Source organism: Aquitalea sp. ASV15 (assembly GCF_016429115.1).
GTDB lineage: Bacteria > Pseudomonadota > Gammaproteobacteria > Burkholderiales > Chromobacteriaceae > Aquitalea > Aquitalea magnusonii.
In genome coordinates this window covers 37,341-62,337 of the sequence record NZ_JAELTZ010000025.1, presented here as the reverse complement: position 1 = coordinate 62,337, position 24,997 = coordinate 37,341, and the positions used below count along the sequence as shown (strand labels likewise).

At 62.3% G+C, this 24,997-nt stretch carries 21 protein-coding genes; 6 read left to right on the top strand and 15 right to left on the bottom strand.

Annotated features, from left to right (window positions below):
• Nucleotides 1-121: 121 nt before the first annotated feature.
• The gene (locus JHD64_RS12685) at nucleotides 122-1,147 is read right to left on the bottom strand and encodes a LacI family DNA-binding transcriptional regulator (protein WP_199053452.1); all 1,026 of its coding nucleotides are present in this window, start codon (nucleotides 1,145-1,147) and stop codon (nucleotides 122-124) included.
• 186 nt (nucleotides 1,148-1,333) lie between these two features.
• On the opposite strand from JHD64_RS12685, the gene JHD64_RS12680 reads away from it, so the two are divergent.
• The gene (locus JHD64_RS12680) at nucleotides 1,334-2,188 is read left to right on the top strand and encodes an endonuclease (RefSeq protein WP_233170479.1); all 855 of its coding nucleotides are present in this window, start codon (nucleotides 1,334-1,336) and stop codon (nucleotides 2,186-2,188) included.
• Between the two features lie 173 nt (nucleotides 2,189-2,361).
• Here JHD64_RS12680 and JHD64_RS12675 read toward each other — a convergent pair whose 3' ends face one another.
• The 11 genes from JHD64_RS12675 to JHD64_RS12625 all read right to left on the bottom strand — a co-directional run bounded on the left by JHD64_RS12675 (nucleotide 2,362) and on the right by JHD64_RS12625 (nucleotide 15,625).
• Nucleotides 2,362-2,787, bottom strand: a complete 426-nt coding sequence (locus JHD64_RS12675) for a hypothetical protein (protein ID WP_199053451.1) — start codon at nucleotides 2,785-2,787, stop codon at nucleotides 2,362-2,364.
• A 296-nt stretch (nucleotides 2,788-3,083) separates the two neighbouring features.
• On the bottom strand, nucleotides 3,084-4,076 hold the full coding sequence (locus tag JHD64_RS12670) for a C45 family autoproteolytic acyltransferase/hydolase (RefSeq protein WP_199053450.1): 993 nt from the start codon (nucleotides 4,074-4,076) through the stop codon (nucleotides 3,084-3,086).
• 63 nt (nucleotides 4,077-4,139) lie between these two features.
• Nucleotides 4,140-5,594 (bottom strand): biotin carboxylase, encoded by a 1,455-nt coding sequence (locus JHD64_RS12665; protein ID WP_199053449.1) that lies wholly within the window; start codon nucleotides 5,592-5,594, stop codon nucleotides 4,140-4,142.
• Nucleotides 5,595-5,716: 122 nt separating this feature from the next.
• The gene (locus tag JHD64_RS12660) at nucleotides 5,717-6,658 is read right to left on the bottom strand and encodes a carbon-nitrogen hydrolase family protein (RefSeq protein WP_199053448.1); all 942 of its coding nucleotides are present in this window, start codon (nucleotides 6,656-6,658) and stop codon (nucleotides 5,717-5,719) included.
• Nucleotides 6,659-6,944: 286 nt separating this feature from the next.
• Nucleotides 6,945-7,640 (bottom strand): response regulator, encoded by a 696-nt coding sequence (locus JHD64_RS12655; RefSeq protein WP_199053447.1) that lies wholly within the window; start codon nucleotides 7,638-7,640, stop codon nucleotides 6,945-6,947.
• Entirely contained in the window at nucleotides 7,637-10,333 is a 2,697-nt protein-coding gene (locus tag JHD64_RS12650) for a DUF4118 domain-containing protein (RefSeq protein WP_059285174.1), read from the bottom strand. The genes JHD64_RS12655 and JHD64_RS12650 overlap by 4 nt, the downstream gene beginning before the upstream one ends.
• A 115-nt stretch (nucleotides 10,334-10,448) precedes the next feature.
• Nucleotides 10,449-11,021 carry a potassium-transporting ATPase subunit KdpC gene (kdpC, locus tag JHD64_RS12645; RefSeq protein WP_199053446.1) on the bottom strand — a complete coding sequence of 191 codons (573 nt, stop codon included), beginning with the start codon at nucleotides 11,019-11,021 and terminating at the stop codon, nucleotides 10,449-10,451.
• Between the two features lie 28 nt (nucleotides 11,022-11,049).
• Nucleotides 11,050-13,095, bottom strand: a complete 2,046-nt coding sequence (gene kdpB / locus JHD64_RS12640) for a potassium-transporting ATPase subunit KdpB (protein ID WP_059285193.1) — start codon at nucleotides 13,093-13,095, stop codon at nucleotides 11,050-11,052.
• A gap of 117 nt (nucleotides 13,096-13,212) precedes the next feature.
• Nucleotides 13,213-15,021, bottom strand: coding sequence for a potassium-transporting ATPase subunit KdpA (gene kdpA / locus JHD64_RS12635; RefSeq protein WP_059285176.1), 1,809 nt, complete (start codon nucleotides 15,019-15,021; stop codon nucleotides 13,213-13,215).
• A gap of 1 nt (nucleotide 15,022) precedes the next feature.
• Nucleotides 15,023-15,112 (bottom strand): K(+)-transporting ATPase subunit F, encoded by a 90-nt coding sequence (gene kdpF / locus JHD64_RS12630; protein ID WP_110312961.1) that lies wholly within the window; start codon nucleotides 15,110-15,112, stop codon nucleotides 15,023-15,025.
• 321 nt (nucleotides 15,113-15,433) lie between these two features.
• Nucleotides 15,434-15,625, bottom strand: a complete 192-nt coding sequence (locus JHD64_RS12625) for a hypothetical protein (RefSeq protein WP_059285177.1) — start codon at nucleotides 15,623-15,625, stop codon at nucleotides 15,434-15,436.
• 297 nt (nucleotides 15,626-15,922) lie between these two features.
• Here JHD64_RS12625 and JHD64_RS12620 point away from each other — a divergent pair, with 297 nt between their 5' ends.
• Complete coding sequence (locus JHD64_RS12620; RefSeq protein WP_059285178.1) at nucleotides 15,923-16,693, top strand: sulfite exporter TauE/SafE family protein; 771 nt, start codon at nucleotides 15,923-15,925, stop codon at nucleotides 16,691-16,693.
• Between the two features lie 79 nt (nucleotides 16,694-16,772).
• Here the strand turns inward: JHD64_RS12620 and JHD64_RS12615 are convergent, their stop codons facing one another.
• Nucleotides 16,773-17,495 (bottom strand): GntR family transcriptional regulator, encoded by a 723-nt coding sequence (locus tag JHD64_RS12615; protein ID WP_199053445.1) that lies wholly within the window; start codon nucleotides 17,493-17,495, stop codon nucleotides 16,773-16,775.
• Nucleotides 17,496-17,855: 360 nt separating this feature from the next.
• Between JHD64_RS12615 and JHD64_RS12610 the strand changes: the two genes are divergently transcribed.
• Nucleotides 17,856-18,278 (top strand): thioesterase family protein, encoded by a 423-nt coding sequence (locus JHD64_RS12610; RefSeq protein WP_059285180.1) that lies wholly within the window; start codon nucleotides 17,856-17,858, stop codon nucleotides 18,276-18,278.
• Nucleotides 18,279-18,300: 22 nt separating this feature from the next.
• On the opposite strand, the gene mnmC is transcribed toward JHD64_RS12610, so the two are convergent.
• Both mnmC and mnmH read right to left on the bottom strand, forming a co-directional pair.
• Nucleotides 18,301-20,277, bottom strand: a complete 1,977-nt coding sequence (mnmC, locus tag JHD64_RS12605) for a bifunctional tRNA (5-methylaminomethyl-2-thiouridine)(34)-methyltransferase MnmD/FAD-dependent 5-carboxymethylaminomethyl-2-thiouridine(34) oxidoreductase MnmC (protein WP_199053444.1) — start codon at nucleotides 20,275-20,277, stop codon at nucleotides 18,301-18,303.
• 121 nt (nucleotides 20,278-20,398) lie between these two features.
• A complete protein-coding gene (gene mnmH / locus JHD64_RS12600) occupies nucleotides 20,399-21,439 on the bottom strand; it encodes a tRNA 2-selenouridine(34) synthase MnmH (protein ID WP_199053443.1) in 1,041 nt (346 codons plus the stop codon).
• Nucleotides 21,440-21,457: 18 nt separating this feature from the next.
• Here mnmH and selD point away from each other — a divergent pair, with 18 nt between their 5' ends.
• The 3 genes from selD to JHD64_RS12585 all read left to right on the top strand — a co-directional run bounded on the left by selD (nucleotide 21,458) and on the right by JHD64_RS12585 (nucleotide 24,874).
• The gene (selD, locus tag JHD64_RS12595) at nucleotides 21,458-22,498 is read left to right on the top strand and encodes a selenide, water dikinase SelD (protein ID WP_199053442.1); all 1,041 of its coding nucleotides are present in this window, start codon (nucleotides 21,458-21,460) and stop codon (nucleotides 22,496-22,498) included.
• 14 nt (nucleotides 22,499-22,512) lie between these two features.
• Complete coding sequence (locus JHD64_RS12590) at nucleotides 22,513-22,764, top strand: hypothetical protein (RefSeq protein WP_199053441.1); 252 nt, start codon at nucleotides 22,513-22,515, stop codon at nucleotides 22,762-22,764.
• Nucleotides 22,765-22,855: 91 nt separating this feature from the next.
• Nucleotides 22,856-24,874, top strand: a complete 2,019-nt coding sequence (locus JHD64_RS12585; RefSeq protein ID WP_199053440.1) for a methyl-accepting chemotaxis protein — start codon at nucleotides 22,856-22,858, stop codon at nucleotides 24,872-24,874.
• Nucleotides 24,875-24,997 lie beyond the last annotated feature (123 nt).

Sequence of the window (24,997 nt, the reverse complement as noted above, 5' to 3'; positions counted from 1 at the left end):
CTGCTCAGGCGCTTGATTGGTATGAGTTGTTTGAAATCAATGGCTTGCCCTGCCGTGGCGGCTGGGCAGGCTTGGCTGTGGGCGGCGTGCAACGGTAGCGCACACCACCCCGCCCGCGGTCTCAGGTACTGCCGCGTTGCTGGAGCTGGAAGCCCAGGTCGAGGCAGCGGCTGCCACCGCTGTCCTGCTGTCCGTGCAGCTGTTGCAGCAGCAGGCGGGCCGCGGCAGCACCAATGGCAAAGCGTGGCGTGGCGATCGTGCTCAGTGGCGGCGTGGTCCAGGCGGCAGCCTGCAAGTCATTGAAACCGCCAATCGCCAGTTGCGCCGGCACGGCAATGCCGCGCTGCTGGCAACGGGCAATGGCACCGATGGCCAGGTCGTCATTGCAGCAGAATACGGCGTCGCAATCGGGGTGGGCAGCCAGCAGTGCATCGAGCATGTCCGCCCCCAGCTGCATGCTGGACGGGGCCGGGTTCAGCCATTCCAGCGCCGGATCGTGGCAGCCGGCGGCGGTCAGTTCCTGGCGGTAGCCTTGCAGCCGCTTCAGCACCCGCTCGTCCAGCTGGGCGGCCAGATAGGCGATGCGCCGCCGGCCCCGCTGCAGCAGATGGCGGGTCATGGCCGCGCCGGCGGCTTCCTGCGACAGCCCCACACAGGGTCGGCCATCATCGCTCAGATCCATCATGTACACCGCCGGCAACTGGCGCTCCGCCAGGATGCGGCTGAATGCCTCGGCCTGCTGCAGTCCGGTCACCAGCAAACCGTCCGGGCTGTGTTGCAGATAGGCGCGCAGCAGGGCCAGTTCCTCGCTGTCGCTGTAATGGGTATTGCCGATCAGCATCTGGTAGCCGGCTGGCTGCAGCACGGATTCGATACCGGCCAGCGCGTCGATGAACACGGTATTGCTGAGCGAGGGGATCAGCACCAGTACCGTGTGCGAACGGGCCGAGGCCAGCTGGCGTGCCGAGCGGTTGGGCACATAGCCCAGTTGTTCGACCACCTGCAGGATTTTTTCACGCAGGGCCGGCGTGACCCGCTCTGGCGAGTGCAAGGCGCGGGACACGGTGATGGCACTGACGCCGGCCGCCTGGCCGACATCATGCATGGTGACGCCGGAGCCGGAACGAAGGCGCGGTTTTCTCGACATGCTCTACCTGCTGTGAAAGCCGGGCGACACTGCCCGGAGGCGGAATTGTAACGCAGACCGGCCTGCCCACGCTGCCTGCCGCTTGCGGTGCCCTGTTTGAAAATGTGGCGGCGACGGTTATAGTGCCCCTCCCCAAAGTACAGGAGTCGACCAGACGCGCGGACCCGCGGTGGTGGCACGGTAGAAATGCAAAAACGGTTTTATGGCTTGTTGCTGCTGGCCTTGTGCGGCTGTGACAGGGACGGTGGCGTCAAGCTGCCGCGAGAGGTGAAGGCGCTGGCGCAGCTGGGTGAAACCATGGTGCGCCAGCTGCAGGCAGGCGGTGGACAGACGACAGCGCCGGCGGGTGGACCAGCGGACAAGGTGGTGCTGTCTGCGCTGGTGCGCGGTGACAAGGCGGTGGGTCACCGCGATTTCAACGGGGCCAAGCGCGTGTTGCCCAAGGTATTTGCCGGCATGCAGGAGGATTTTTATTGCGGTTGTGCTTATCAGGGCAAGGCGGTGGACTGGTTGTCCTGCGGTTATGTGCCGCGCAAGAATCCGGAACGGGCCCGGCGTATCGAATGGGAACATGTGGTGCCGGCTTGGGTGCTGGGCCATCAGCGCCAGTGCTGGCAGCAGGGCGGACGCAAGAATTGCTCGGGCAATGATGAGGTCTACCGGCTGGCTGAAGGTGATCTGAACAATCTGGTGCCGGCAGTGGGCGAGGTGAATGCCGATCGTAGCAATCTGTCCTACAGTGCCTGGGCCAGACAACCGACCCGCATCTACGGCCAGTGCGGCACGGTAGTCGATTTTGCCGGCAAGCGCGTGCAGCCGCGTGAGGAAGTGCGCGGCCGTGCCGCCCGCATCACCTTGTACATGCATCAGCGCTATGCATTGAACATGAGCCGGCAGGACCGGCAGCTGATGTGTGCCTGGGCCAGGCAATATCCGGTGGATAGCTGGGAGACGCGGCGCAATGCGCGTATTGTCAGCCTGCAGGGGGAGGGGAACTTCCTGGTCAGCCAGCCGGCGCGGCTGGCTGAAGTCTGCGGCTAAGTCCGGCTCCCGACAGCCGCTGGCCGGGCCATTGCCGGGGTCGGCATCGCCAGGCACTGGCCCTGTCCGTGGTGTTGTGCACCGTGCCCAGGCCAGCTGACAGCAATGCGGCGGCGGCCAGGCTTTGCCTGGCGCTGCTGCGCAAGCTGCTGTCTGGTGTCAGCCCGCAGCGCTCAGGCGGCGGGGCTGCTCTTGCGGCGGCTGCGTGCCGGTTTGGCGGCAACGGCTTCGGCCTCCGCCGGAGCGGCTTCGGCTGCCGCGCTGTCTGCCGCTTCAGAAGACTGGACCGGCGGCGTGGCCGGCTCGCTGTCGTCACGGACTGCGGCTGGGCTGGTGCTTTCTTCCACACGCAGATCGGGGGCAATTTCGGTAAGCAGCTGTTCCAGCAGCTTGCTGCGGGCGGCAATATGGTGGTCGAAGCGCCAGTCTTTCAACAAATCCAGTGCGACTTCGAAATAGCGCATATCGATCTGATACAGGCTGCCCAAATCAAAAGGCCGTCCCATTTCCAGTGCCGCAGCCAGGTCTTTCAATACCTGGACTTGCTCATGATCCTTGTTTTCTTCAATAAAACGGCGGATTTTCTTGGCGGCATTCATGCTGGCATTCCTCGCGCGTACAGTGACTTACTCTATCGGTTTGAGTAATTTCAACTGGACTAAAGTGTTTAAAAACCTGCCACAGTCTGCCACATGCTTTGCGTAAAAAATATTACCGATTTATGACATATAGCCATTTTGTCATTATTTTACTGTTTTCATTATCTTTTTTGAATATTCCGTTATCCGTCCCGCTGCGCTGTGGCCAGCGTGTTGGCTGGCCGTGAGGGAAGGGCAGTGGCTCGCTGGCGCGGGCCGGCGGCGGCGCAAAAAGTAGGAGGTTTTGTTCGCCGCTCTTAGCCCGCGTGATTGGCGTCGAAGCGCACATTCAGCACGCCTTCCTGCACATCCAGGCAGTACTGCGGCCAGCGCATGTCGGGCCACAGCAGTTCGGCCATCAGCGTGTGCGGATGGTAGGCCGCCGTGTACAGCGTGCCATAGCCACGGCCATAGGCAGTCTGGAACAAGGGGGGGCGCAGCAGGGTGCGCAGCACGTCATCGGCGCGTTCCGCCTTGCGCACCCCCTGGCCCAGCATCCATTCGCGCTCTTCCGACAGGGTGGCACGGGCATGCGCCTGCCATTCCAGCCCGTGCTGGTGGTTGGCTACCGCGCTGCGGCTGACCACTTCGGTGGGCCGGTCCGGCGCCACGAACACCGTTGCCCAATGACTGCACTTGTCCAGCAGGCTGATGTTATAGGTCATGTGCACCGGCAGGCGCTGCAGGATGGCTACCGCTTCGGCGGTATTGCTGGCGGTTTCCAGCAGGTAGCGCATGACCAGCGGAATGCCGAAACCCTCGCCAACGGCGGTACGGCCGCCAAAGGAGAGTGAAACGGCCAGGCCGTCCTCGTTGATACCGTCCAGCGCACCCCACAGGCAGTCACTCATGGCCAGCACCTGGCGGCCCAGCCAGCGGGTGGACAGCCAGCTGCCTTCCAGCAGTGATGGCGCGTAGTCGTAATTGCGTGCCAGCAGCGGACCTTCCACACCATAGGGATCCAGCCATACCGCTTGCGAGCAACCGGAAATATACGATGGCGGACACCATTGCGACAGAAAGCGTGCTTCCAGATCGCCGCCGCCGGCCAGCTCGCATAGCTGCTGATACAGCTGCGCCAGCTCCGGCATGTGCTGGCGCAGTGCGCGGCGCCCGGCCAGATAAGAGGGGCGGGCACGATAGCCATCGCGCAGAAACCACTGCTGATAGGCCGGCCAGCGCAGCTGGAACAGTGCCTGCCAGCGCGCTCCCGGTGTGTCTTCGCGGATCGCTTCGAATGTACAGCGCATGTGTCTCACTAGGTTGATGACCGCTGCCATGCCAGGGCAACGACCAGGGTGGCGCTGAGCGGATTATAGGATCTTGAAGGCGCCGGGTGCGGGCACTTGCTCGTCGTGCACGGCCATGATGGGTTTGGCGGCATAGTATTTCTTGATGCCGGCTATCCAGTGGCGTGCGCGCTCGTTGAGGGCGAAGTCATCGGTCATGGAGCGGCCACGGGTGATCAGTATGCCCAGGTCGGCGCCTTCGTAGCGATAGTCGCCCGGACCGCTGATGCGCAGGAAGAAGGCTTCGTTTTCCGATTCGATGTCCTGGCGCTTGTAATCGAAGCGATGGTAGGACACCGAGCCGTCATCCGCCATGCGGTAGATGCCGGTGGCCGGGGCATGGGTGATGATGTCGACATTGTTGGCGGTGTGCTTGATCACCAGCTGGCTCCAGCTGTCGATGAAGGCCGGGTTGGCCCAGCGCGCGTTGAGTTCTTCCACGTCCAGTGCAAAATCGATGCCGGAGAATTCCAGCAGGTGGAACAGGAAGAGCGGCACATCGGCATAGGCAAAGGCCGCGTGGTTGGTCATCGGGCTGGCACCGCAGATGCGCGGGTTCAGTTCTCCCAGATAGACCTCGTCCGTGTCCTTGTCGATGAGGAAATCCAGATCGAAATAGCCGCGATATCCTTCGGCCATCAGCTGGTTGCCAAAGCGGTAAGCCATGTCGCGCGCCTTGGCGCGCACTTCCTCGCTGAAGGCGCCGGGGAAGATTTCATTGCCGCACCAGCCGCCGCGATAGGGGGTCAGTTCCGGTTCGCCCACCACCTCGGTCAGCAGTGGTCCGACCAGGGTGCCGCTGCGGGTGGCACAGGCCTCCAGCGTGGCACCGCGGCAGTTGATGCGCTTCATGATCTTGACTTCCGGGTCCTGGATGATTTCCTGGGCGTGGCGGTCGAAATCTGCCTCGCTGGAAATGAAAAAGGTGGTGTGGCCGGAGTCGCCAAAAGCGGTCTGCACCACCAGCTGTTCGCCCAGGCCATGCGCGTCGGCAATTTCGCGCAGATGGGCGTAGCTGTCCACCTTGCTCAGGGCATTGGGGACGGAAGGGACGCCGGCCTTGTTGCCGATGCGCACGGTTTCCATCTTGTTGTCGCAGCGTTCGCGCAAGGCGGCACTGGGGAACCATACTTCGATGCCCAGCTCCTGGCACAGCCGTTCGGTTTCGGCATCGAACATCAGGAACACCGCCACCGGGCGGCCGCCGGCGCGTTCGACATAATCCACCACATCCTTGTGTTGCAGCAGATAGTTGTTGATGTCCTCGATGGACTGGAATTCTTCATGCGGCAGTTGCGGCGGCACAAAGACATTGGGGTGGCGGCCATCGAAGCAGTCGATGTAGTTGATGTATTTGAAGCGGTTGACCCACTGGTCTATGCCCAGCAGGTTGAAGTTGGTGGCGCTGATGAAGTAGATCGGCCGTTCATTGCGGTGAAACAGCAGGCGCAGATCGGAAATATTGCTGACTTTTTGCATGGTTGGTTCTCCCTGAGCGGCTCGCGGTGGGGTTGTCGGTGTCGGCGGCTGGATGGCTGCCCGCCAGGCTTGCCAGCATTGGCGGCAGTAATGCAGCCAGCCTGATAGCAGGGTGTTGCCTTTCATTCCTGGACCTGGCTGGCGGCCAGGGCATCGCTGTCGGCCTTGATCTCCGCCATCGGGCCGCCGGGGCCGGACAGCTCGCCCTGATGGTGGTCCTCCGGTTTGGTCAGCGGGCCCAGCCGGTACAGATAGGCATCCAGGCCGCTGTCGCGCTGGTACACCGGGAAATCGCAGCGACGGTCGCGGAAGCTCTTGAGCGGCTGGCCCAGCCCGCGCAGGCCGCGTTCGCGCTCGCGCCTGACCTTGTCGAAGTCGATTTCCACCGGGATGATTTCCGGGCCATTGCCTGCCTGATGCAGCACGTAGCCGGCAGGATCCACCACGATGGAGCGACCGGTGCCGCCATCACCCACGCCGTTGATGTCGAGGAAGTACACCTGGTTGGTGACGGCGGAGGCGCGGGCAATGGCCAGTTCCACTTCGCGGTCTATGGTGTCGGTCATGGTGGGATGCAGGATGACCTCAGCCCCCATGGCCGCCAGCGTGCGGGTGGTTTCCGGGAACCACATGTCGTAGCAGATGGAGATGCCGATGCGCCCGGCATCGGGCACGTCGAACACCACGAACTGGTCGCCGGCAGTGATGCCTTTTTCGTAGGGCAGGAAGGGAAACAGCTTGCTGAAGCGGGCGATGACCTCGCCTTGCGGATTGATGACCGGGCTGGTGTTGAAAACATGGCCATCACGCAGCTCGAACAGGGAGCCGGGAATCAGCCAGATGCCGTGCTGGGCGGCAATCTGGCACAGCCGCTGCTCGGCCTCGCCCGGCATGGTTTCCGCTTTCAGCGGGCTGGGGCCGTAAGCGGCCAGCTCGGAAAACAGCACCATGTCGACCCAGGGAAAGCGGTGTTTGACATGGGCGACGTAATGCCCCATGCGCGTGATGTTTTCTTCGAAGGCGGAAACCGACATCTGGATGCCGGCAATGGCGAAGCGTTTCAAGGTCTCTCCCGTGTGGATGCACGCGCTGCAGTGTGGCCGGCGTGAGGCACAGGCCAGGCGTGCGATGCAGCGCGAGACGAGGTTGGTGGGAGAGCAGTCTACAAATGTGGGAAGGCGGCCAGAAATAGCCGATTTCTGATTCAGTGCGCAGGAAACGGACTATCCATTTGCTTGGAATTTTCCGAGTCATGCCGGATGGGAGGGCAGGGCTGTCGCAAAATGCGTTTTGCGACGTGGCGCGCCTGCCAGGTACGCTGTGCGCAGGGTGGAGGCCGGGCCTGCGGGCTCAGCTTTCCAGCAGGCGGTAGCCGACGCCGGTTTCGGTCAGGATGTGCTGCGGCATGGCCGGGTTGTCTTCCAGTTTTTGCCGCAGGTGGCCCATGTAGACGCGCAGGTACTGGTTGTGTTCGGAGAAGGATGGCCCCCATACCGCCAGCAGCAGCTCGCGGTGGGTGATGACCTTGCCGGCATTGCGGATCAGCGTGGTCAGCAGGCGGTATTCGATGGGTGTGAGGTGCACCATGGCCTCGCCCTTGTACACGGTGCGTGCCACCAGGTCGACCTTGATCTCGCCAAAGGCAAAGGTCTGGGCCGGGGCGGCGCTGCCATTGCCACGCCGACGCAGCAGCACGCGGATGCGCGCCATGCATTCGGCCACGCCGAAGGGCTTGGTCAGGTAGTCGTCGGCGCCGGCATCCAGCGCCTGCACTTTTTCCGCTTCCTGGGTGCGGGCGGACAGCACCAGGATGGGCAGGTCGGTCCATTCGCGCAGCTGGCGGATGACATCGATGCCGTTCATGTCGGGCAGGCCCAGGTCCAGTATCACCATGTCCGGTTTGCGGGTGGCCACTTCGATCAGGCCCTGCTTGCCGTTTTCCGCCTGGTGCACCACCCAGTTGTCGCCGTCCAGTGCCGAGGCGAGAAAGCGGCGTATCGGTTTTTCGTCTTCGATGACCACCAGCTTGATCGGGTTGTCACTCATGCTTTGATCTCCTCTTCGCCGGGCAGGGCCGGCATGGCGCGTACCGGCAGGGTGAAGCTGAAGGCGGCGCCATGGGGGCGGATATTGGCCGCCTGGATGACGCCGCCGTGGGCTTCGACGATGCTGCGGCAGATGGCCAGCCCCAGTCCCACGCCCGGTGTGGTGGATTCGCTGTTGCCACGGCTGAACTTGTCGAACAGCTTTTGTTCCTGGCCTGCCGGCAGGCCGGGCCCGTCGTCCTGCACGCAAACACGCATTGTAGCGCCCTCGCAGCTGGCACTGAGCGTGATATGACTGCCGGGCGGGGTGTATTTGGCGGCATTTTCCAGCAAGTTCACCAATACCCGTTCGATCAGCACCGCGTCGTACTCCAGCACGGGCAGTCCGGCAGGCAGGTCGATTTGCAGCTGGTGCTGCTGCAGGCTGCGCTGGCAGGCACGCACCGCGCTGCCCACCACATCATCCAGCAGCTGCCATTCACGGTTCAGCTGCACGCCGGACTGCAGCTTGGCCATGTCCAGCAGATTGGTGACCAGATGGTTCATGCGCAGTGATTCTTCCTGGATAGACTGGGCGATATCCGCCTGCTTGGCGGCATCGACCTGGCCGGCGGCCAGGATGCTGGACAGCCCGACCAGGGTGGTGAGCGGGGTGCGCAGGTCGTGCGAGATCACCGCCAGCACGCTGTTGCGCAGGCGTTCCGATTCCATGGCGACAATGGCATCCTGCGCCACCTCGACATAGTGCACCCGCTCCAGCGCCAGCGCGATCTGGGCGGCGCAGGTTTCCAGCAGGCGTTGCTGTTCCGGCAGGAAGACCTGGTCGAGTTGTTCGGGCAGCACGGCCAGCACGCCGCGATTGCGCATGGGCGCTTTCAGCGGCAGATAGAGCATGGCATTGGCCGGCAAGGTCTGGGTGCCCAGGCCCGCAGGCTGCTGCTTGTCATACACCCACTGCGCCACGCCCAGATCGGCCTGGGCATGGCTGTCGTTTTCCGCGCGCAGTTCTTCATTGCTGTTGGGGGTGAACAGCACGATGCTGGCATTGAAGAGCGGCTGCAGGCGGCTGACTGCGGTATCGATGATCTGGTTGGCGGTGAGGGCGCCGGCCAGCTCGCGGCCCAGATCATACAGGGCGCGGGTGCGGCGCTCGCGATAGGTGGCAATGGTGGCTTCGAAGCGCAGCCGTGCGGCCAGCTGGCTGATGATGAGGGCCACGGCAAACATCACGGCAAAGGTGAGCAGGTATTGGGTATCCGATACCGAAAACGACATGCGCGGTGGCACGAAAAAGAAATCGAAGGTGGCCACCGCCAGCAGGGACGCCAGCACGCCGGGGCCACGACCAAAGCGCACCGCCACCAGTACCACGCCCAGCAGGTAAACCATCACCACATTGGAAAGTTCGAAAAAGGGCGTCAGCAGGCTGGCCAGGCCGGTGGTCAGCAAGCAGGCCAGCAGCGCTGCCAGATAACCATGGCGCTGCTGCTGGCGGCTGGCCTCGCCAAACAGCAGGCTGTTGAAGCCGTCGCGCGTTTGCGGCTGCTCATCTTCCAGTTCGTGGGCCACCACGTAGACATCGACATCATTGGCCTGCAGCGACAGTTGTTCCAGCAATGGCCGTCGCCACAGCCGCTGCAGCTTGTTGCCGGCGGATTTGCCCACCACCAGCTTGGAAACATTGCGGGTGCGGGCATAGGCCAGCAGGGTGGAGGCCAGATCGCTGCCGCCCAGCACCGTGGTTTCCGCGCCCAGCTCCTGGGCCAGTTTCAGGCCCTTCATGATGCGGCTGCGCTTGGTTTCCGACAGGCCTTGCAGTTCTGGCGTTTCGACAAACACGGCAATCCAGTCGGCATCCAGGCTGGCGGCCAGCCGTTTGCCGCTGCGCACCAGCTTTTCGGTGCCGGGGCCATGGCCGACGCAGATCAGCAAGCGTTCGCGGGCATGCCATACCGGCTTGATCGACTGGTCGGCACGGTAGGCGCGCATTTGCGCGTCCACCCGGTCGGCGGTGCGGCGCAAGGCCAGTTCGCGCAGGGCCAGCAGATTGCCCTTGCGGAAGAAGTTTTTCACCGCGCGCTCGGCCTGATGGGCGATATACACCTTGCCGGCGGCCAGGCGGGCCAGCAGTTCGTCCGGCGGCAGGTCGACCAGCGACACCTCGGCCGCCTGATCAAACACGTGATCGGGCAGGGTTTCGCGCACCACGATGCCGGTGATCTGTCCCACCACATCATTCAGGCTTTCCAGGTGCTGCACATTGAGCGTGGTATAGACATCGATGCCGGCCGCCAGCAGCTCTTCCACGTCTTGCCAGCGTTTGCTGTGGCGCGAGCCGGGGACATTGGAGTGGGCGAATTCGTCCATCAGGATCAGTTCCGGCTGGCGGGCCAGCGCGCTGTCCAGGTCAAACTCGGCCAGGCTGTGGCCCTTGTATTCGATGCGGGTGGGCGGCAGCACTTCCAGGTCTTGCAGCTGGGCTTCGGTTTCCTTGCGGCCATGGGTTTCCACCACGCCCACCAGCACCTTGCAGCCTTCCTGCTGGCGCACGCGGGCGGCACTGAGCATGGCATAGGTCTTGCCCACGCCGGCGCAGGCACCAAAGAAAATTTTCAGGCGGCCGCGCTGGGCAGCCAGCTCCTCCTGCTTCAGCTCATCCAGCAGGGCATCGGGGTCGGGGCGGGTATCCGTCATGTTCAGTCCGTCGTCGCTTAGGGCGGTACAGCATAATGCCCTGCCCGGAAGGGGCAGGGCGATGGCGCCGCGCATCCGGCCGGGAGCGGATGCGCGGATCAAAGCGGCCGCGGCTTTACTTCACCGCATCCAGTGCCAGGTTCAGTTCCAGCACGTTGACCCTGGGTTCTCCCAGCAGGCCGAAGGTTTCGCTAATGATGTGATCATCCACCAGTTGGTGCAGCCGTGCCAGCGGCATGCCACGGGCGTGGGCGACACGCTCCAACTGGTAATAGGCGGCAGCCAGCGATATTTCCGGGTCCAGGCCGCTGGCCGATGCGGTGACCAGATCAACCGGCACGGTGGCGGTCTGCGTGGGATGAGCCTGGCGCAGGTGGTCGAGATTGGCCTTGACCGCATCCAGCTGGGCCTTGTTGGTGGGGCCGAGGTTGGAGCCGCCAGAATTGCCGGCATTGTAGGCCATGGGGCTGGTGGCGGATGGCCGGCCCCAGAAATACTTGTCGGCACTAAAGTTCTGACCGATCAGGCGGGAGCCGATGATCCGGCCATCTTTTTCGATCAGGCTGCCATTGGCCTGCTGTGGAAACAGCGCCTGGGCCAGGGCCGTGGTCAGCAGCGGGTAGGCCAGGCCGGTCAGCAGGGACAGGATGGCAAACAGCAGCAGTGCGGGTCGCAGAGTCTTGAGCATGATGAGTTCCTTGTGTGGGCGGGCCGGTTTACACCAGGCCCAGGCTGCCCAGCAGCATGTCGATCAGCTTGATGCCGGCAAAAGGCAGCAGCAGGCCGCCCAGGCCGTAGATCAGCAAATTGCCGCGCAGCAGTTCGGCCGCGCTTCTGGCGTGGTATTTCACCCCTTTGAGGGCCAGCGGAATCAGCACCACGATGATCAGCGCATTGAACACCACCGCCGACATGATGGCCGAGGCCGGGCTGTTCAGGCCCATCACGTTCAGCGCATTCAGCTGCGGATAGGTGCTGGCAAAGGCCGCCGGGATGATGGCGAAGTACTTGGCCACGTCGTTGGCGATGGAGAAGGTGGTGAGCGAGCCGCGGGTCATCAGCATCTGTTTGCCGATTTCCACGATTTCGATCAGCTTGGTGGGGTTGGAATCCAGATCCACCATATTGCCGGCCTCTTTCGCTGCCTGGGTGCCGGTATTCATGGCCACTGCCACATCGGCCTGGGCCAGTGCCGGCGCGTCGTTGGTGCCATCGCCGGTCATGGCCACCAGCTTGCCTTCGGCCTGATGGCTGCGGATCAGCTTGAGCTTGGCCTCCGGGGTGGCTTCGGCCAGGAAATCATCCACGCCGGCCTCGGCGGCAATGGCGGCGGCGGTCAGCGGATTGTCGCCGGTGATCATGATGGTCTTGATGCCCATCTGGCGCAGCTCGGCAAAGCGCTCCTTGATGCCGCCCTTGACGATGTCCTTGAGCTCGATCACCCCCAGCGCGCGGTTGCCTTCGGCCACCAAGAGCGGGGTGGAACCACGCCGCGCCACTTCATCGGCGCTCTTGCTCAGCGCATCGGGGAAGACCCCGCCTTGCTCGGCGATATGACGGCGAATGGCATCGATGGCCCCCTTGCGGATCTGCCGGCCATCGTAGTCGATGCCGCTCATGCGGGTTTGCGCGGTAAACGGGATGAAGGTGGCTTCGTGACTGGCCAGTTCACGTTCACGCAGGGCGAATTTCTGTTTGGCCAGTACCACGATGCTGCGCCCTTCCGGGGTTTCGTCCGCCAGCGAGGCCAGCTGTGCCGCATCGGCCAGCTGTTGTTCGCTCACGCCCGGTGCCGGCACGAATTGCGAAGCCTGACGGTTGCCCAGGGTGATGGTGCCGGTCTTGTCCAGCAGCAGCACGTCCACGTCGCCTGCCGCTTCCACGGCACGGCCGGAGGTGGCAATCACATTGGCCCCCATCATGCGGCTCATGCCCGCCACGCCAATGGCCGACAGCAGGCCGCCGATGGTGGTGGGAATCAGGCAGACCAGCAGCGCCACCAGGGTGGTGATGCTGATGGGCGAGCCGGCCTTGGCCGCCTCCACACTGAACAGCGAGTAAGGCAGCAGGGTGACGGTGACGATCAGGAACACGATGGTCAGCGCCACCAGCAGGATGGTCAGGGCGATTTCATTGGGCGTTTTCTGGCGCTTGGCGCCTTCCACCATGGCGATCATGCGGTCGAGGAAGGTTTCCCCCGGATTGGCCGTGATTTTCACCACGATCCAGTCCGACAGCACGCGGGTGCCGCCGGTGACCGAGGAAAAGTCACCGCCGGATTCGCGGATCACCGGTGCCGATTCGCCGGTAATGGCGGATTCGTCCACCGAGGCCACGCCATCGATGACTTCACCATCCACCGGGATGACATCGCCGGCTTCCACCAGCACGATGTCGCCCTTTTTCAGGCTGTGGCCATCGACAATGGTGACGCCAGCGTCGCGGCGCGGGCCGGACAGCTTTTTCGCCACCACGTTTTTCTTGGCCGAGCGCAGGCTGGCGGCCTGGGCCTTGCTGCGGCCCTCGGCCAGTGCTTCGGCAAAGTTGGCAAACAGCACGGTAAACCACAGCCACAGGGCAATGGCCAGGATGAAGCCGGGTGCGGCCTCGCCCTTGCCCGCCAGCGCCTGCAGCCACAGGGCGGTGGTGAGGATGCTGCCTACATAGACGACAAACATCACCGGATTGCGCCACTGGGTACGTGGCGACAGTTTCCTGAAAGAATCGATGATGGCCGGTTGCAGCAGGGCCGGGTCAAACATGCCCTTGCCCGGTTTGCCGTGCTGGCTGGCTGCGTTGTTGGCAGCAGCCGACACATTGGAATGATTGCGATCGTTCATATTGTTTTCCTTGATCCTGTTGCGTATCCACGCCCAGGATTAATGTCCGCTCACCATTTGCAGCTGCTCCACCACCGGTCCCAGCGCCAGCGCCGGGACGTAGTTGAGCGCCCCCACCAGCAACACCGTGCCGATCAGCAGCACCACGAACAGCGGGCCGTGGGTGGGCAGGGTGCCGCTGTTGACCGCCAGGCGTTTCTTGGCAGACAGCGAGCCGGCAATGGCCAGGATGGGCACAATCATCAGGAAGCGGCCAAAGAACATGGCGATGCCGGTCATGATGTTGTAGAACGGCGTATTGGCAGACAGGCCGGCAAAGGCGCTGCCGTTATTGTTGGCAGCCGAGGTAAAGGCATAGAGGATTTCGCTGAAACCATGGGCGCCGGGGTTGGCAATGCCTGCCTTGCCGGCATCCACGCTGACGGCAATGGCGGTCAGCACCAGCACCAGGATAGGCGTCACCAGAATGGTGATGGCCGTCATCTTCATCTCATAGGTTTCAATCTTCTTGCCCAGATACTCCGGCGTGCGTCCCACCATCAGGCCGGCAATGAACACCGCCAGGATGGCAAAGACCAGCATGCCGTACAGGCCGGAACCCACACCACCGAAGACCACTTCACCCAGCTGCATCAGGAAGGTCGGCACCAGGCCGCCGATAGGGGTGAGCGAGTCATGCATGGCAGTCACCGCACCGCAGGAGGCCGAGGTGGTGATCACGGTGAACAGCGCGGTATCGATGATGCCGAAGCGGCTTTCCTTGCCTTCCATATTGCCACCGGCCTGCAGGCTGCTGGCCTGCTGGTCCACGCCCATCGCACTCAGTTGCGGCACCCCGGCCTGCTCGGCGCTGGTTTCCACCACCACCGCGGTGGCAAACATCACCAGCATCGCGGCCAGAATGGCCCAGCCCTGACGGCGATCACCCACCATGCGGCCAAAGACAAAGCACAAGGCTGCCGGGATCAGGAAGATGGCCAGGTCTTGCAGGAAGTTGGACAGCGGTGTCGGGTTTTCATAAGGATGGGCCGAGTTGGCATTGAAGAAACCGCCGCCATTGGTGCCCAGCATCTTGATGGCTTCCTGCGAGGCGACCGGGCCCATCGGCAGGGTCTGCTGCTGGGTCTGGCTATCCAGCATGACCGGCTTGCCATCCTTGCCGTTGACCGGGTTGCCCTTGGCATCCAGCTTGGGCTGCTGGAAATGGGTGACTTCCACGGTATGCGCTGTCTGGTAGGGCAGCAGGTTCTGGATGACGCCCTGCTGGGTTAGTGCCAGCGCGAATACCAGCGACAGCGGCAGCAGGATATATGCGGTAAAGCGGGTCACATCGACCCAGAAATTGCCTATCCGGGCCGAGCTGTGACGGGCAAAGCCGCGAATCAGCGCAATCACCACGGCGGCACCGGTTGCGGCGGACAGGAAGTTCTGTACCGTCAGCCCCAGCATCTGGGTCAGGTAGCTCATGGTGGTTTCGCCGCCATAGCCTTGCCAGTTGGTATTGGTGACAAAGGAAATGGCGGTGTTGAAGGACGAATCAGGCGTCACTGCCGCCATGGCTTGCGGGTTGAAGGGCAGCACGCCTTGCAGGCGCTGCAGCCCGTACACGGCCAGAACCCCCAGCAGATTGAATACCAGCAGGGAAACCGCGTAGGACTTCCAGCCCATTTCCTCGTCCTGGCGAATGCCTGCCAGGCGATAGAGCAGTTTTTCCAGCGGTGCGAGCAGGCGCAGCGGACCAGGATTTTCACCCTGCATGATGCGGGTGATCCAGCTGGACAAGGGCCAGGCCAGCACCAGCAAAACCAGCAGGAACAAACCCAGTTGGAGAATGGCAGGTGTGCTCATGTCAGAAATTCTCCGGTTTGAACAGTGCGTATAGCAGATAGGCCAGCAAGCCCAGGGCCAGCAGGGCGCTGATGAAATAGAACAGGTTCATGGCTATTTGCCCTCCGCGTGCTGGCAGAGCCGCACGAAAGCGAGCGTCAGCGCAGTGAATCCCAGAGTCAGGCCAAGATAGACCAAATCCATTTTGCATTTCCTTTACGAGGCGATATGTGCCAGTGAAAGGTACGCAATCGGATGTCAAAAACCTGATAAAAAGCCAGGAGGGGGGGTAAAGAAACTATAAAGACGCTGCAAATGCTGCTGCACCAGGGCAGCAGCCGGCAGAAAACGGGGGATTTGACGACAAAAAAGGCAGCAAGCGCCAAGAGAGTGGCGCTTTGGCAGGGGCGGGTGATGAGGCTGCGCGGCAGCGCTAGAACAGATCGTCTTCGCTGCGCTCCGCCATGAAGCGGGCGTCATCACGGTCATGGGCGCGCTGGCGTACTTTTTGCTGCCGGCAGCGTTCGGTATCGCTCAATTGCGGTTTTGCCACCGCGTACAGAAAACTTTCATGCTGGTCGCGTGCCTGCTTGCGGCGGACACTGAGAGGAATACGGGAAATCATCCTTGCACCTCCAGATTGGGTACATCACATGCGGTCGGTTGTGCCAACCATTAAAACTTGACTGTATTTCAAACATTTGTAAAGTCTGAAACGTCGCGCAATACGCAAAATGTTGTGTGTTTGCCGCGACAGTCTTCACTAGCTATGGTTATTTTTAGCAGATTTGCTGCTGAATTGCCGGCCAGTGCTGGCTATGGTGCCGTATAGACTTATATCGAATATTGATTAAATCAAACAATCTAGTTTGTTATATGTTGTGTGCAGTAGGATAGCGCCAGAACTTAGTTTGGAGCTGTCATGGAGTTGGGATACGCAGTGGCTGGTCTGGTGGTGGGCTTTATCGTCGGACTGACCGGGGTAGGGGGTGGTTCCCTGATGACCCCAATCTTGCTGTGGTTTGGCATTTCGCCAGCCACCGCGGTCGGCACCGACCTGCTGTATGCCGCGCTGACCAAGGCCGGTGGCGTGTTCGTCCATCACAAGCAGAAGCATGTCGACTGGAAGCTGACGGCCTGGCTGGCTGCCGGCAGTGTGCCGGCATCGCTGCTGACGCTGGGCCTGCTGTCCTGGCTGCACCTGTCCAGCCATGCGCTGGATTCGGTATTCAAGCTGGTGCTGGGCGTGGCCTTGCTGCTGACTGCCGCCTCCATCCTGCTCAAGCCCCGCCTGATCAAGCTGATCAATCCGCAGGGCCACCCGCCGGCCGAGTTCGTGCTGAAACCGTTGCCAACCGTACTGATAGGCATGGGTCTGGGTGTGCTGGTCACCCTCAGTTCCATCGGCGCCGGTGCGCTGGGCACGCTGGCCTTGTTCCTGCTTTATCCGGCCCTGCCCACCACCCGCCTGGTGGGCACGGAAATCGCCCATGCCGTCCCGCTGACCCTGGTTGCCGGCCTGGGCCATGCCAGCATGGGCAATCTCAACTACATGCTGCTGCTGAATCTGCTGATGGGCTCCTTGCCGGGCATCTGGCTGGGCAGCAAGCTGACCCGCCGCCTGACCGATGCCTGGCTGCGACCGGCGCTGGCCGTGATGCTGGCCGTGGTGGGTGCCAAGCTGGTCATGTAGTGTACGGATTCACGTACTGCCTGCTGCAATGGAAAAGAGCCGCTGCCCGCGGCTCTTTTCCATTGTCTGTCCGACTGTTTCAGTCCGCGTTTGCCGCCGGGCGTGGCTTGCGCCTGCCTTGCTTGCCGGGGGCGCTGTGGTGGGCGAGATACCAGGCTTCCAGCGCTTCTTCGGCATGCATGATGTGTTGCTTGAGAAAGGCGGCAGCGCTGATGGCGTCTTTCTGGCGGCATAATTCCAGCAGGTGGTTGTGTTCCAGATGCGCGCGGTCGTTAAAGCCGGTCAGCAGAATCTGCATGCGGGTGTAGCGGTCGGTGCGGTTATGCAATTGCTCGATCAGGGCCAGGGTTTGCGGCCGGCCTGCCGCCTGATACAGCGCCAGGTGGAAGCTGGCATTGAGCAGGCCCCAGGTGGCGACATCCTGATTGTTCAGCGCGACCTCAAAGCGCGCCAGCAGCGCTTCGGCGGCCGCGATGTCCGCTGCGGTCTGGCGCGGTATGGCCTCCAGCAGCATGTCGCATTCCAGCAGCACCCGTACCCGCAGCAGTTCGACGATTTCCGGCAGCGACAGCTGGCTGACCACGGCACCACGCCGTTCAATGATGCGTACCAGTCCTTCGGCTTCCAGCTGGCGCAAGGCCTCGCGTACCGGTACCCGGCTGACACCCAGTTCGCGTGACAGGGCTTCCTGCCGCAACTGGGTGCCATCCGGCCATTCGCCGGACAGTATGCGCTGGCGCAGGGTGTCGGTGGCGGTGGCGGTGAGGGTTTGCTGGGGGGATTCGGTTTTTCTGGCTGGCATGTTGTGGCTCCCGTCTGGCGCTACAGTAGCACAAGCGGCAAGTGCCCAACAAAATCGCAGCGGCTGGCCCGGTGGCCGCGGAGGGTTGCCATCTAAAAAAACGAGCCCCGGCCTTGGGGGGCGGGGCTCCAGCTTGCACCTTCGCTCAGGTGACTGGCAGCCAGCAGGCGCGGGGATCAGTTCCTCCACCGTTGACTGACAGTCATGCTGCCGTCGTATCAGGACAATGCGTCGGCAGCAGCGGCAGTATGTCGGGTTCTGGCTGGGTGTTCTGGTGTGATTGCATGGTTTTTGTGTGACGGACTTTGACGGCAGCGTTATGATGCAACACAACATGACGTTAAGGTAAGGAGCGCTGTCTTGGAAAAATCCTATCCCATCATCGACCGCCAGACCATCACCATGCGCTGGGGCGATATGGATGCGGTCGGTCATCTCAACAATACCTACTACTTCCGCTATCTGGAGCAGATCCGCCTGAACTGGCTGGAGGCGCTGGGGCATGGCATCAATCCGCAGAGTACCGGCCCGGTGCTGGCCAGTACTTCCTGCACCTTTCGCAAGCAGCTGACTTATCCCGCAGTGGTGGAAATCACCATCGAGCTGGAAAAGCTGGGCCGCAGCAGCCTGCAGCTACGCCATCATTTCTATCGTCAGGGTGATCCGGACACCGTGTATGCCTATGCCGACGTGACGCTGGTGTGGGTGGATTATCAGGCGGGTGTGCCGGTGGCCATTCCGGATGATATCCGTCAGGCCATCGAGCAGGCCATTGCGGCTTGAGCATGGCTTGTTGCGGGGCTGATCAGTCCTGCTTGCGTATCAGCTTGCGTAGCAGGAAACGGCTGGGGTGTACCGCCTGCATCAGCGCCTGCGGCAGCGGTGCCGCTTCATTGTCCAGATAGGCGGCCAGGATTTCGCCAGACAGCGGTGCGGTAATCATGCCGCGTGAACCATGGGCGGTGTTGACGTACAGGCCGCTGATCCAGGGCGAGGTGCTATCCAGCTTGAGTGTGGCGTCGTTGGCCAGTTCGCGATAGCACTCGGCAAACTGGCGACGATTGGCCACCGGGCCGATCAGCGGCAGGTAATCCGGGCTGGTACAGCGGTAGGCGGCGCGCCCGCCGATGGCTTGCAGCTTGAGCTCTGCCGCACCCACGGCCTGATGCATGGCCGGAGCCAGCCCTGCCAGCATGTCCAGGTTTTCCTGGTGTTCCGCTTCGTTGGGCAGCAGATTGTCTGCCTCGAACTTGAAGGTGGCCCCCAGACAGTGCTGCTGCTGCCGTGCCGGCGAAATATAGCCTTCGCCACACAGGACGGTTTGTAACTGGCTGCTGGCCGCCGTGGCCGCTACCGTGCTGACCTGGCCGCGAATCGCTTTCAGCGGCAGGTGGCTGGTGCTGTCAAAGCGTGCCGTGTCTGCCGCCGCCGCCAGAATGACGGCACTGCCCATGGCCAGCGGGCCATCTTCATTGCTGGCCAGCCAGCATTGTTCCAGCGGGTTCCAGTCCAGCTCCAGCACCGTGCTGGAAGTACGCAGCTGGATATTGGGATGGCTGCACAGCGCATGCACCAGGCTGGGCGGATTCAGCCAGCCGCCCTGCGGGAAAAACAGTCCACCAGTGGGTAGCGGCAAGCCGGCGATGGCGCTGGCTTCCTGCTGGCTGACCAGGCGCAGCAGGCCATCGGGCAGGCCGGTGGCGGCCAGCTGTGCCTGTCGTGCGGCTTCCTTGTCGTCTTGCGCCAGTTGCAGCACGCCACAGGCGCGCCAGCACTCCTCGCCTTGTTCCAGCAATTGATGGAGCAGGCGCAAGGAGTAGGCATAGCCAGACAATACCAGTCGGGTCAGCGGGGTGAAGTGTGGCGACAGCTTGGCATACAGCACGCCCTGCGGATTGCCCGATGCAGCCTGCGCCAGTTGGGGCAGCCGTTCCACCAGTGTCACCTGCCAGCCGCGCTGGGCCAGGCTGTAGGCGGTGGAGGCACCGGCAATGCCGCCCCCCACCACGATGGCCGAGCGCTCCTGCCCGGCCTGCGCTGCCGGGCGGGCATACCAGGGGGGCGTCCATGCCGGCGCGGGGGGCGTGACCAGCTGGCCGCAGCTCATCTCGCGCTTCTGGCCATGGCCTGGTACTTTTTTGACGCTGAAACCCGCTTCTTTCAGACCGCGGCGGACAAAGCCGGCACAGGTGAAGGTGGCGAAGGTGGCGCCTGGGGCGGACAGCCGGGCCATGGTCTGAAACAGCTCGACCTGCCACATGTCCGGGTTTTTCGACGGGGAGAAACCATCCAGAAACCAGGCATCGATGCGGGCATCCAGCTGAGGCAGCACCTCGAGCACATCGCCCACCAGCAGGGTGAGAAGGATGCGGCCGCCCTCCAGCACAAAGCGGTGCCAGCCATGGCTCAGCACATCGTATTGGCGCAGCAGCTGTTGCGCCTGGCTGGCCAGCTCCGGCCACAAGGCCAGCGCCTGGCCGAGGTCTTGCGCGGTGAGCGGGTATTTTTCCGCGCTGATGAAGTGCAGCCGGGCCGTGGCAGGGGCATGTTGCAGGAAGTGTTGCCAGGCACAGAGAAAGTTGAGTCCGGTGCCAAAGCCGGTTTCGCCGATGCTGAACTGGCCATCGGGCGGCAGGGCGGCAAAACGCTCGGCCAGCTGATTGTGCCGCAGGAAAACATGGCGGGTTTCTTCCAGCCCGCTGCTACGGGAGAAATAGACATCGCCAAAGGCGACCGAGACGGGCTGGCCATCCAGCCAATCGAGTTGTGCGTATGAGCTCATGCCGGCTGCGTGATGAATGCGATAGCGAAAGCGGCCATTCTACTCTGTCTGTGGCAGGGCTTGCGCCAGATTATATGGAAAAGATTGCAGCTGTTGCTGATAAAACTTGTAAGGAATGTTCTTATTCGCGGATCGCACTGGCGACCGCATCCAGCAGGGCCGGACTGAGGCCGGGCACCGTCAGCAACTGCGATTGCTGCAAATGGGTGTAGTGGCGGTTCATCGAGCGGACATACAAGGGGTCGTAATGCTGCACCAGCAATTGCTCCACCAGGCTGGCAAACTGGCCCTGTGCAATCATGTCCTGCCATTGCTGCAGCTGCTCGCGTGAATGGACCGCCTTGAGAAAGCCTAGCTGAGTAACGAGTCTGTCTGGTTGCTGCAGATAGAAATCATAGTCTTCCAGCAAGAAGCGCACGCGTTCGGCCAGTGCCACTTCCATGCTCAGGCATTCGCTGGCATGCATGCGGGAAAACAGGCTGTCCGGCAGGCACAGCGTGCCGATCTTGCGGCTTTCGGATTCGATGAATACCGGGCGGGCCGGGTCCAGCTGCAACATGGCCAGCCGCAACATGCTGTCGAACCATTTCTGCGAGGGCTGTGCCTGGTCGGGCAGCCGTCCCAGTACCGAGCCGCGATGCACGGCCAGGGCTTCCAGGTCCAGCACCTGCTTGCCGTTACGCTGCAGGGCATGCAGCAAGCGGCTCTTGCCCGAGCCGGTGGGGCCGCAGATAACCTTGAGCCGCAGCGTGGCCGGCAGGCTGGCCAGATCGGCCAGCACCTGATGGCGATAGCTTTTGTAGCCGCCTTCCAGCTGGTGGGTGTTCCAGCCGATCTGGTTGAAGATGATGGCCATCGAGGCCGAACGCTGGCCGCCGCGCCAGCAGTAGATCAGCGGCTTCCAGGATTTTGGCCTGGCATAGAAATGCTGCTGCAAGTGCCGGGCGATATTCTGCGCCACCAGCGCGGCGCCCAGCTTGCGCGCTTCGAAAGGGCTGACCTGCTTGTAGAGGGTGCCCACGCGGATACGTTCTTCGTCATCCAGCACCGGGCAATTGATGGCGCCCGGCAGGTGATCTTCGGCGAATTCGGCTGGCGAGCGCACGTCGATGATCTCGTCAAACTCGGCCAGCTGTGATAGTTTCGCGACCTTGAAAAGCATGGTGGGAGTTGCCCTGAAATGGCTGAAATCAAACTGACGCAATTATCCCACGGCGGTGGCTGTGGCTGCAAAATTGCTCCTGCGGTACTGGAATCCATCCTCTCCACGGCACGGGAGAAAATGGTGTTCCCGCAACTGCTGGTCGGTACGGAAACCAGCGACGATGCCGCAGTGTACCGTCTCAACGATCAGCAGGCGATTGTTGCCACCACCGATTTCTTCATGCCCATTGTCGATGACGCCTTTGATTTTGGCCGCATCGCCGCCACCAATGCGCTGTCCGACATCTATGCCATGGGTGCCACGCCCATCATGGCGCTGGCCATTGTCGGCATGCCGGTCAATGTACTGCCGGTCGCCACCATCCGCGCCATTCTCGATGGCGGGCAGGCCGTCTGCGCCGATGCCGGCATTCCCATTGCCGGTGGTCATTCCATTGATTCCCCCGAGCCGATTTACGGCCTGGTGGCGCTGGGGGTGGTCCATCCCGACCAGCTCAAGCGCAATTGCGATGCCCGCGCCGGCGATGTGCTGATCATGGGCAAGGCGCTGGGGGTGGGCATTCTGGCGCAGGCCATGAAAAAGGGCGTGCTGGATGAGGCGGGCTATCAGGCGCTGATCGCCACCACCACCCAGCTGAACAAGGTGGGCGCCACGCTGGCCGGCATGGCGGGCGTCCATGCACTGACCGATGTCACCGGCTTTGGCTTGCTGGGTCATCTGCTGGAAATCTGCAAGGGCTCCGGGCTGCAAGCACAGGTGGAGATGGCGGCAGTGCCGCTGCTCCCGGCTGCGCGCCCGTTTGCCGAGCAAGGTTACGGCCCCGGTGCCATCGAACGCAATCAGGCCAGTTTTGGCCAGCATGTCCGCTTTGCCGCGGGCCTGCCCGACTGGCAGCAGCGCGTACTGGCCGACCCGCAAACCAGTGGCGGCCTGCTGGTCGCAGTGGCGGCCGAGCAGGCTCCTGCCGTACTGGCGGCTTTCCGGGCTGCCGGTTTCGACCATGCCGCGATCATTGGCCAGTTACAGGAAGGTGCGCCGCAGATTGTCGTCAGCTGACGTCCTGCCATGCCATGAAAGCAACACTCTGCAACCCGGCTTCGGCCGGGTTTTTTCATGGCCAGGGCTGGCTGGTGGCAGCCTGCGGCAGAGCGCAGGCTCTTGCTGCAAAAGCGGTCTATGCTGTGAATGCGGCCAGTCAATTGCCGGGTATAAAGCAGGGCTGGTCTGGCCTTGTTCTTGCTTTGATTAGGCTCAAGCTGCGCTTGAGCGATTGCATTGACAAGTGCATGTTTCTCGCGCATTTTGCTGGTTTGCAAATATAAAGCCAGCATTTCAAAAAGACGCTGAATTATAAATAAACAATCCTGTACAACGGGTGCGGCAGTGGAGAGGGTGAGGCGAATGAAGCGAGGCATGAGCATCGGGTCGCGGCTGGTATCGACCCAGGTAGTGTTGATGATGGTGGTGGCCATGGCCCTGGCGCTGCCGCTGTATGTGTTTACCGGTCGCGTGATGCAGGAGCGTACCGAGAAGGTGCAGTCGCAGTTGCTGACCCAGTCCATCAACATGATCGACGCCTTCAACGAGTCACTGAAAATCACCACCCGCCAGTTTGAAAAGGTACTGCTGGGTGAAATCGGCGGTGCATTTGCCATCAACCCGGCCAGCAAGATCGAGGTGTCCGGCACGCCGACGCCGGCACTGCTGCTGGGCAGCACCGCCATCAATGGCAATAACGATATTGTCGACCGCTTCTCCTCGAAAACCGGTAATGTCGCCACGCTGTTCGTCAAGGATGGTGACGATTTCGTCCGCATCGCCACTTCGGTGCTGAAGGAAGACGGCGGGCGGGCCCTGGGCACCAAGCTCGACCATGCCAGCCCGGCCTATGCCCAGCTGATGAATGGCGAAAACTACTCGGGCCGGGTCGACCTGTACGGCCGTGATTACATTACCAGTTACAGCCCGATCAAGGACGCCAGCCAGAATGTGATCGGCGCCACCTTTGTCGGCGTCGGTGCCACCGAAGGCATCGCCGGCCTGCTGGTGCGCCTGTCCAAGGTGAAACTGGGCGAGAGCGGACATATCGACATTGTCGATATCAACAAGAATTCCAAATCCTTTGGCCAATACGTGCAGCACCCCAAACTATCCGGCAGACCGGTCAGCAAGGATGTGGACGCAGCCGGCCAAGCCTATGTCAACGACTTGATGGCCAGCGGGCAGGGCGCGCTGACCGTCAAGCTGCCGGGTGAAAACGGCGCGGCCGAACACATGTTGTCCTATGCCACCTACAAACCCTGGGGCTGGATGATCATCAGCAACGAGAACCGCAGCGAGCTGGAAAAGGAAAATCACCAGCTGCTGCTGTGGCTGGCTGGCGGTGCCGGTTTGTTATTGCTGATCCTGGCGCTGGCCTTGCTCTTGTTTACCAATCGCCTGGTGGCACGGCCGGTGCGCCAGCTGGTTGAGGAGGTGGGTGGGATTCGTGACAGTCGCGATCTGACACGGCGCCTCGCCATCAACCGCAAGGATGAAGTAGGGCAGGTGGCCGATGCCATGAACAGCCTGCTGGACAGCTTTCAGCAGGCGCTCAATCGCACCAGCTCGCATGCCATCGACCTGGACCATGCAGCGCAGGAACTGTCGGACAAGGCCAGCTCTGCCGCCGCCAGTTCCGGCGAGCAGCGTACCAGTGCCCAGGCCATGTCGGAACACACCGGCATGCTGATTGCCGGGGTGCAGCAGATTGAAAAAGTCGCCAGTGAAGCCAGCGATGCCGCCCGCGCCTCCAGCGAAGCGGCCCAGGCCGGCAGTGAAAGCCTGGTGGCGGCGGTGGATGGGGTCAGTCATATCTCGGCGACCCTCAGCCAGGCTGCCGACAGCCTGAAGGCGCTGGAAAGCAGCGCACAGCAGATTACCGCCATCGTCAACGTGATTCACGATATTGCCGATCAGACCAATCTGCTGGCGCTCAATGCTGCCATCGAGGCTGCCCGTGCCGGCGAAATGGGCCGCGGCTTTGCCGTGGTGGCCGATGAAGTGCGCAAGCTGGCCGAGCGCACCAGCGTCTCCACCCAGGAAATCAGCGGCATGATAGGCAAGATCCAGTCCGCCACCGATGATGCGGTCAAGTCGATGCGCCAGTCAGTCGTCCAGGCGTCGGAAGGTGCTGCCATCACCTCTGGCGCCCGCGAGGCCATTGCCTCCATCGTGGAGGACTCGCGCCGTGCCATGGAAGTGGTACAGCGTATCAACCGCGAACTGTCGCAGCAGCGCGATATCGTGCAGCAAATGGCCGAGCGGGTGAATTCGGTGGCCAGCCAGGCCGAACGCAGCAATGAGGCTGCCGAGCGCTCGGCCGAAACAGCCCGCCACATGGCAGGTCTGGCCGACTCCCTGAAAGAAGAAGTGCGCGCCTTCCGTACCTGATTTCTGTCCATGCGCAAATAGAAAAAGCCGGATTGATGATCCGGCTTTTTCTATTTGCGCATTGGGCGCGGATTGTCATTACAAAACCGCATGGCCAGCCTTGTGCTGCCCAAAAGCGCCCAC